This is a genomic window from Jannaschia aquimarina (assembly GCF_000877395.1).
Lineage (GTDB): Bacteria > Pseudomonadota > Alphaproteobacteria > Rhodobacterales > Rhodobacteraceae > Jannaschia > Jannaschia aquimarina.
On record NZ_JYFE01000030.1, the window covers coordinates 1 to 6,665 of the forward strand.

General features: G+C 66.4%; 10 protein-coding genes. 8 read left to right on the forward strand and 2 right to left on the reverse strand.

Annotated elements, in window-relative coordinates; all coding sequences use genetic code 11:
* A partial coding sequence (locus jaqu_RS08160) for a transposase (protein ID WP_043918480.1) occupies window positions 1–281 on the reverse strand: 281 nt, incomplete at its 3' end.
* Between the two features lie 269 nt (window positions 282–550).
* On the opposite strand from jaqu_RS08160, the gene jaqu_RS08165 reads away from it, so the two are divergent.
* From jaqu_RS08165 to jaqu_RS20590, 5 genes are all read left to right on the forward strand, one after another.
* Entirely contained in the window at window positions 551–799 is a 249-nt protein-coding gene (locus tag jaqu_RS08165) for a DUF4160 domain-containing protein (protein ID WP_043918487.1), read from the forward strand.
* Entirely contained in the window at window positions 786–1,196 is a 411-nt protein-coding gene (locus tag jaqu_RS08170; RefSeq protein ID WP_043918481.1) for a DUF2442 domain-containing protein, read from the forward strand. The genes jaqu_RS08165 and jaqu_RS08170 overlap by 14 nt, the downstream gene beginning before the upstream one ends.
* A gap of 73 nt (window positions 1,197–1,269) precedes the next feature.
* Window positions 1,270–1,881 (forward strand): recombinase family protein, encoded by a 612-nt coding sequence (locus jaqu_RS08175; RefSeq protein WP_043918482.1) that lies wholly within the window; start codon window positions 1,270–1,272, stop codon window positions 1,879–1,881.
* A 110-nt stretch (window positions 1,882–1,991) separates the two neighbouring features.
* Window positions 1,992–2,291 (forward strand): hypothetical protein, encoded by a 300-nt coding sequence (locus tag jaqu_RS21610; protein WP_043918483.1) that lies wholly within the window; start codon window positions 1,992–1,994, stop codon window positions 2,289–2,291.
* Window positions 2,292–2,295: 4 nt separating this feature from the next.
* Window positions 2,296–2,691 (forward strand): YybH family protein, encoded by a 396-nt coding sequence (locus jaqu_RS20590; RefSeq protein WP_052500852.1) that lies wholly within the window; start codon window positions 2,296–2,298, stop codon window positions 2,689–2,691.
* Between the two features lie 207 nt (window positions 2,692–2,898).
* On the opposite strand, the gene jaqu_RS08190 is transcribed toward jaqu_RS20590, so the two are convergent.
* On the reverse strand, window positions 2,899–3,777 hold the full coding sequence (locus jaqu_RS08190; RefSeq protein WP_043918484.1) for a LysR family transcriptional regulator: 879 nt from the start codon (window positions 3,775–3,777) through the stop codon (window positions 2,899–2,901).
* Between the two features lie 151 nt (window positions 3,778–3,928).
* Here jaqu_RS08190 and jaqu_RS08195 point away from each other — a divergent pair, with 151 nt between their 5' ends.
* The 3 genes from jaqu_RS08195 (at window position 3,929) to jaqu_RS08205 (ending at window position 6,561) form a co-directional block, all read left to right on the forward strand.
* Entirely contained in the window at window positions 3,929–4,252 is a 324-nt protein-coding gene (locus tag jaqu_RS08195; RefSeq protein WP_043918485.1) for a hypothetical protein, read from the forward strand.
* A gap of 236 nt (window positions 4,253–4,488) precedes the next feature.
* The gene (locus tag jaqu_RS08200; RefSeq protein ID WP_052500853.1) at window positions 4,489–5,454 is read left to right on the forward strand and encodes an SDR family NAD(P)-dependent oxidoreductase; all 966 of its coding nucleotides are present in this window, start codon (window positions 4,489–4,491) and stop codon (window positions 5,452–5,454) included.
* Window positions 5,455–5,529: 75 nt separating this feature from the next.
* A complete protein-coding gene (locus jaqu_RS08205; protein WP_043918486.1) occupies window positions 5,530–6,561 on the forward strand; it encodes an aldo/keto reductase in 1,032 nt (343 codons plus the stop codon).
* Window positions 6,562–6,665: the final 104 nt, after the last annotated feature.

Consider the following 6,665-nt stretch of genomic DNA (forward strand, 5'->3'; position numbering starts at 1 on the left):
AGCCGCTCGTTGTTCGGCATCTCTCTCGGACCGATGGCGTTCGATGCCTCACTCTCCAGCTCCTTTAGACGCTTCACCTGGTTCGTCTTCAGGCCGCACTCGCCATTGTCCTCGGACCAATGGCGGACAAAGGCTCGTTCCTTGCGCCATCGATAATAGGTGAACTGCGTGACGCCGATCGACCGCACCGCCTCGGCCACCGACTGGCCTTGCGACACCAGCACATCGACCTGCCGCAGCTTCGCGACGATCTCTTCGGGCTTGTGCTTCTTCCGGGGCATTCTTTCGTCCTCCATCTGGCTCGAAAGCCTACTTCAAGGAGGACCACTTTTCAGGGGGCAGGCCATGACCGGCAACCGGAATTGGGTCGACCACGCGCGCTTTACTGGAGGCTCAACTCTTCGAAGGCAGCGCGTTGATACGATGGGCACGCCACAATGCGGTTAATGAGATCGCTCGAATTTTGAGTCTAGGTCGGCGAAGATGAGACAGTTTCAGATGTATGCTCAGCGGTATTCCCTAGCACTTGGGTTTCTGCTATCTGCAGGCCATGCCGACCGTCCTCCGCATCGACGGGCTGCGCGTGGTCATCTATCCGCACGATCACAGGCCCGCGCATGTCCACGTCTGGGGAGGCCGAGGCGAGGCGGTGTTCTTTCTGAACTGCCCCGATGGCCCGCCCGAGCTGCGCGAGAACCGCGGCTTCGACAGGCGGCGGCTCGGACGGGTCGTCGAAGGACTCGCGCCGCATCTGAAGGACCTGTGCGAACGCTGGAGGGCGATCCATGGAGATTACTGACGAGCAGGTGGCCACCGCCGAGGCGACGATGGAGGCCAAGCGCGCAGCGGGCCATGCGACGGCGGCGCGGTACGACGCAGGCTCGGAGCGTCTGATCGTGAGCATCCACAACGGTGTCGAACTGGCGATCCCCGTTCGCTTGGTCGAGGAGTTGGCCGGGAAGGATCCAGCGGATCTGGCTGAGATCGAGATCAGCCCGGCGGGGCTCGGTCTACACTGGCCGCGGATCGATGCCGACGTCTATGTGCCGGGCCTACTGGCTGGTGTCTTCGGGTCTCGAAAATGGATGGCAGCGCAGCTTGGCGCGCAAGGTGGTCGGACCTCGACGCCGGCAAAGGCGGCAGCGGCGAGGGCCAACGGCGCAAAGGGGGGGCGACCAAAGAAGCAGGTCGGCTGAAGGGGCCATTCTCGCCCGCGCGCGCTCGCCGAAGGGGCTCAACCTCAGAGGAGAACCCGACGATGAGCATCTCATGGAATGGCGAGAATGCCCCGTCCCGCCGGGCAGCAGCTATGGTTACGCCAGGGTATCGACCACGGACCAAGACCTCGACGTACAGTACGAAGCGCTGGAGAAGGCTGGATACCGTGTCATCCGCGCCGAGAAGGTTTCCGGCACATCGGTGCGAGGCAGGGACGAGCTACGCACGCTGCTCGACTTCATCCGTCCCGGAGACGAACTCGTCGTCACGCGTGTGGATCGCCTCGCCCGGTCGATGGGCGATCTTCAGGGCATCATCCGCGAACTGAAGGCAAAGGGCGCGACCCTCAGGGCGACCGAGCAGCCAATCGATACGTCCACGCCCGCGGGCAAGGCATTCCTCGACATGCTGGGCGTCTTCGCGGAGTTCGAGACCAATCTGCGGCGCGAGCGGCAGATGGAGGGCATCGCGAAGGCGAAGGCCCGTGGGGTCTACAAGGGGCGGAAGGCGTCGATCAACGTGGAGGAGGTCCGGCGGCTGCTAGCCGAGGGCGTCCGGCCAAGCGCGGTCGCTCCACAGCTCCGCATCAGCCGGACGAGCGTATGGAGAGTGAGCCGATCGGCAGAACCCGACACCGCGACCACGACGGCGCCGACGGCCTGACGAAACGCCGGGACCGTTCCGAATGGGTCGGTCCCGGCCGCGTTGCGCGATGAGACCCATTCGGAACGGCCGCGAGCGCGTCCCGGATGTGCACCGAACGGAGCCCTGCCATGCCGACGATCCACGAACATTTCGTCATCCGCCTGACCGACGAGACCGAGGCCGCCGAAGCTCGGACCCGGGCGCGCGCGACGTTCCTCGCCCTGCCAGGGGTGCGGGGATGGCGGACCCATACGTCCACCGCGACGGATCGCTCAACGCTCTTCATGGAGACGTTCACCTTCGATGACGCGGCCGCTGCCAAGGCTGCCGGCGCGCGGTTCTCGGAGATGCCTGAGACGCGCGCCTTTCTCGCCCTCATCGACGAGACGATCGTCGGCCAGCATTTCGCCGACATCACGGAGGACTAAGCCCGTGACCGACACCGATACGAACACCGCGGCAGCCGCACTTCGTGCCGAAGTCGCCGCCTGGATGGGCGCCCTCGACGGCGGCGACCTGGAGGGCGTGCTGGCGTGCTGCCACGACGACATCGTCCTCGCCAACGCGGGCTCGCCTACGGACCGGGGTCTCGGGACCATGCGGGAGTGCTACGCGCCGCGCATCGCGGACTTCGACATCCGGTCGGGCTGGGACGAAGAGACGCTTGTCGTCCACGGCGGCACGGGTGTGGTCGTGGGACGCTACGCGGTGTCGATGACGCCGAAGGACGGAGGCGAAATCCGCGAGATCGCCGGGCGCGTGGCGCTGACCTGCGTCCGCGGCGCGGATGGTCGCTGGCGCATGCTCGCGGACGTGGATAATACTTGAGGGAAGGATCCAAAACTGGGCATGAGGTCCTGACGAGACGTTCCGTCGCGACTGTCTCGTATGTAACGTCGAAGGCAGGGAGCCATCTTCTTCGCAAGGATCGGTTCCGGCCGCGTCACGCGATGGCACCCGTCTGAAATCGCGCCAAGCACCATTCCAGACTGCACTCCCCGTAACACTTCGACTTCGTCTTCATGACGTTCGACCTCAAGTGAGGCCGGCAGCTTTCAAGGCCTCTGCGATGTCCGCGACGAAGGTGCGGGGGGCTGCAGGCTGGAACGGGGTTGGGGGCCAGACGGCGTAAATCGGGAAGGCATCGAAGTGCGCCTGCGGCAGCAAGCGTACGAGCCGACCTCTGGCGATGTCCTCATCGAACGCCCATGCCGGTCCCAGATGCGCGCCGCGCCCTTCCAGCACCATGGCGCGGACCGCTGACATCGAGTTGACGCCGAGGCGGCTTGGCATCCGCACTTCATAACGGCGCCCATCCAGTTCGCAGGCCACCGGCATCTCGGTCAGGCCGGGCCGATACGAGATAAAGGGAATCGCAGCCAGATCGCCGGGCGTGTGCACCTTCATGGCGAGCTCAGGCACTCCGACCAGCGCGCGGTGCGACTGGCCGATACGACGGGCGGTCAGGGCGCTGTCGGAGAGACGACCTATCCGCACCGCGACGTCGATCCCCTCCGCCAGCAGGTCGGCGAAGCCTGAACCGAGGGTCAGATCGACCGAGAGCTCCGGATACCGGTCCGACATCCGCGACAGGACCGGCGCGACGAAACGCGTGCCGAAATCGGCCGGTGCGGTGACCCGTAAGCGACCGCGTGGCCTGTCCTGGCCGCCCGTCACCTCGGCCAGCAGCGCGGCGCGCGCCTCCGACAGGCGCCGCACACCCTCGGCATAGCGCGCGCCCGCCTCGGTCGGCGCACTGGCCCGCGTGGTGCGGTTCAGAAGCTTCACGCCCAGCCGATCCTCTAGCGCAGCGATGCGCCGACTGACCCGGCTGGGGTCGAGACCGGAGGCAGCGGCGGCGGCGCGAAAGCTGCCACCGTCGATCACAGCGAGGAGGAGGGCGTCATCATCCATTGGTGCGTATTACGCAATTCTGATTGGTGAAAGCAACGAATACCAACCGGAAGGCGCACCGCTCATATCCATTGCATCGAAGGGGCGCAGCGCCCCCGAGGCAAACCAAACCCCGGGCAGCAGCCCGCCAAAGCCAAAAAGGAAGAGACCCATGAAGACGATCCTCACCATCCCCGCCCTCGCCCTCGTGCTCGCAGGCCCCGTCGCCGCGCAGCAGGTCGCCCCCGGTGCCGCCGGCGCGATCGCCCACTTCAACCAGGACCGCTCTGGCAACGACGTGATCTCGCTCGACGGTCTCGATGGACAGCCGGTCGCGGTTTCGACCCGCTCGGGCCTGAAAGCCGAGGTCTTCGCCCACTTCAACCAGGATCTGACGGGCAACGAAGTCATCCGCGTCGACAACGCGACGCTCTATTCCGGTCAGCCTACCTACGGCGCCGACATCTTCGAGGCGATCAGAGCCGAAGACGACTGATGTCAGTCCGTCCGGGGGCAGGCCCAGCTATCTGGCCCCGGACTGCCACCGACTGCCCCTTGGCTCGGCCGGAAAGAACTCATCTCGCCTGACGTATCGGCCGCGCGGCAACAGGTAGCCGGTGCCAGCCTTCCATATTCCGGTGAAACGCCGGCCGCCAATCGCGGACCATTCTCATCACTTGCCGTGTTCCAACCCGCTTCGACGCACACGGCGTATCCTGACAGGAGAAACCCATGACCGACGATATCGACACCGACCGCCCAGCCGATCCGACCCGCCGCATGGCCCTTGGCGGGGGCCTCGGCGCCGCCGCGGCCGCTGTGATCGGCGCCCGCGCCGCCCGCGCCCAGAACAATCCGTCCGGCGACCTCGCGGGCAAGACCGCCTTCATCACCGGTGGCGCACGCGGCATCGGCCTTGCCTCCGCCGAGGAGATGGCCAAGGCGGGTGCCAACATCGTCCTCTTCGACATCGCGACCCCGAGCCTGCCCCCCGTCGCGTATGCGCTGTCGAGCCCCGCGGACCTCGCTGCCGCGCAGGCCCGGATCGAGGCGCTCGGCGCGCAGTGCATGACCTATCAGGGCGACGTGCGCAGCCTCGAAGACCAACAGGTCGCGATGCAGCAGGCGGTGGACCGCTTCGGCAGCCTTGACATCGTCGTGGCCAATGCGGGCGTCGGCCATGCGGGACCCATCGAGAGCGTCACGGCCGACGAGATCTCGATCCTCTACGAAACCAATGTCGGGGGCTACTATAAGACAACTCAAGCCGCTGTTCCGCATCTGCGTAACGCCGGGGGCGGACGGATCATCTACATCTCCTCGGGGCTCTCGCGCACGGGCAATGGCATCTTCGGCAGCTACGGCGCGACGAAGTGGGCGGTGAACGGTTTCGCCAAGACCGCGGCGCTCGCCTATGGGCGCGACGGGATCTTGTGCAACGTCGTGGCGCCTGGCCTCGTGCGCACGCCCTTCGCTGACAACGCGGCGGTGCTGAGTGCGATCCTGCCCGATGCAGCGAACCCGACCTTCGACGACGTGTCGGCGGCAATCGCATCCGGAAGCACGCTCGGGATCGGACACCACGAGCCCGAGGACATCGCCAAGGCCGTCATGTTCTTCACCGGCGAAGCCTCCAGGCAGATGACCGGCGAGATTATGGATGTCAGCTACGGGGACGCCGCACGCAGCGTCGCCTGACCCTTCCCCAAACCTCAGGACCCCGCGCGCCGACCGGAAAAATCGGCGCGCGCACTTCCCGAAAGGATCTCACCCATGCGTCAACGTCGCCTCGGCCAATCCGGCCTTTTCGTCTCTGAACTCTGCCTCGGCACGATGACCTTCGGGGGATCCGAAGGGATGTGGGGCCAGATCGGCCGCCTCGGGCAGCAGGAGGCCGACGCCATCGTCGGTACCGCCCTGGACGCGGGCATCACCTTCATCGACACCGCCAACGTCTATGCCGAAGGTCGCAGCGAAGAGATCGTCGGCCAAGCGCTTCGCAACCTGAACGTGGCCCGCGACGACGTGGTGATCGCCACCAAGGTCCACGGCCCCATGGGCGACGGCCCGAACGGGCGCGGTGCCTCGCGCGGGCACATCATGACCCAGGTGGAGGCGAGCCTGCGGCGCCTGCAAACAGACCACATCGACCTCTACCAGATCCACGGCTTCGACCCTGCAACGCCAATCGTCGAGACGCTCGAGGCGCTCGACCTGCTCGTCCGTCGGGGCGACGTCCGCTATCTCGGCCTGTCCAATTGGGCGGCCTGGCAGGTGGTCAGGGCCGTCGGCATCACGGAGGCCCGCCGCCTCGCACCGATCGTCTCGCTGCAAGCCTACTACAGCCTCGCCGGTCGCGACCTGGAGCGGGAGATCGCGCCGATGCTCCGCTCCGAGGGCATCGGCCTGATGGTCTGGAGTCCGCTGGCCGGCGGCTTCCTGTCCGGCAAGTTCCGCCAGGGCGCCGAAGGCGAGGGCCGCCGCGCGGAGTTCGACTTTCCGCCCGTCGACAAGAAACGGGCCTATGGGATCGTCGACGTTCTGGATGCAGTGGCGGCCCGCCGCGGCTGCACGGTCCCACAGGCCGCCCTCGCCTGGCTCCTTCACCAGAAGGTCGTCACGAGCGTGCTCGTCGGCGCGAAGCGGGTCGATCAGCTTCAGGACAACATCGGCGCGACGGCCGTGGCTTTCGATCAGGAGGATCTCGAGGCATTGAACGCCGCCAGCGCGCTCGCGCCCGAATACCCCGGCTGGATGATCGAGATGCAAGGCGCGAGCCGTCAGGCCGAGATCGACGCCGAATGACCAGGGGCCGGGCTACCCCTCGATCTGCTGGAGCAACTCCAGCCGGTCGGACGAGATCCAGGACTCCGCGATGCGCCCGTTCTCGATGCGGTGCACGACGATGG

Excerpts from the sequence above, each read along its gene's own strand:
- jaqu_RS21610 (WP_043918483.1), top strand. The coding sequence starts at position 1,992 with ATGCCGACGATCCACGAACATTTCGTCATCCGCCTGACCGACGAGACC.
- jaqu_RS08205 (WP_043918486.1), top strand. The coding sequence starts at position 5,530 with ATGCGTCAACGTCGCCTCGGCCAATCCGGCCTTTTCGTCTCTGAACTC.
- jaqu_RS08200 (WP_052500853.1), top strand. The coding sequence starts at position 4,489 with ATGACCGACGATATCGACACCGACCGCCCAGCCGATCCGACCCGCCGC.
- jaqu_RS08170 (WP_043918481.1), top strand. The coding sequence starts at position 786 with ATGGAGATTACTGACGAGCAGGTGGCCACCGCCGAGGCGACGATGGAG.
- jaqu_RS08165 (WP_043918487.1), top strand. The coding sequence starts at position 551 with ATGCCGACCGTCCTCCGCATCGACGGGCTGCGCGTGGTCATCTATCCG.
- jaqu_RS08195 (WP_043918485.1), top strand. The coding sequence starts at position 3,929 with ATGAAGACGATCCTCACCATCCCCGCCCTCGCCCTCGTGCTCGCAGGC.
- jaqu_RS08175 (WP_043918482.1), top strand. The coding sequence starts at position 1,270 with ATGGAATGGCGAGAATGCCCCGTCCCGCCGGGCAGCAGCTATGGTTAC.
- jaqu_RS08190 (WP_043918484.1), bottom strand. The coding sequence starts at position 3,777 with ATGGATGATGACGCCCTCCTCCTCGCTGTGATCGACGGTGGCAGCTTT.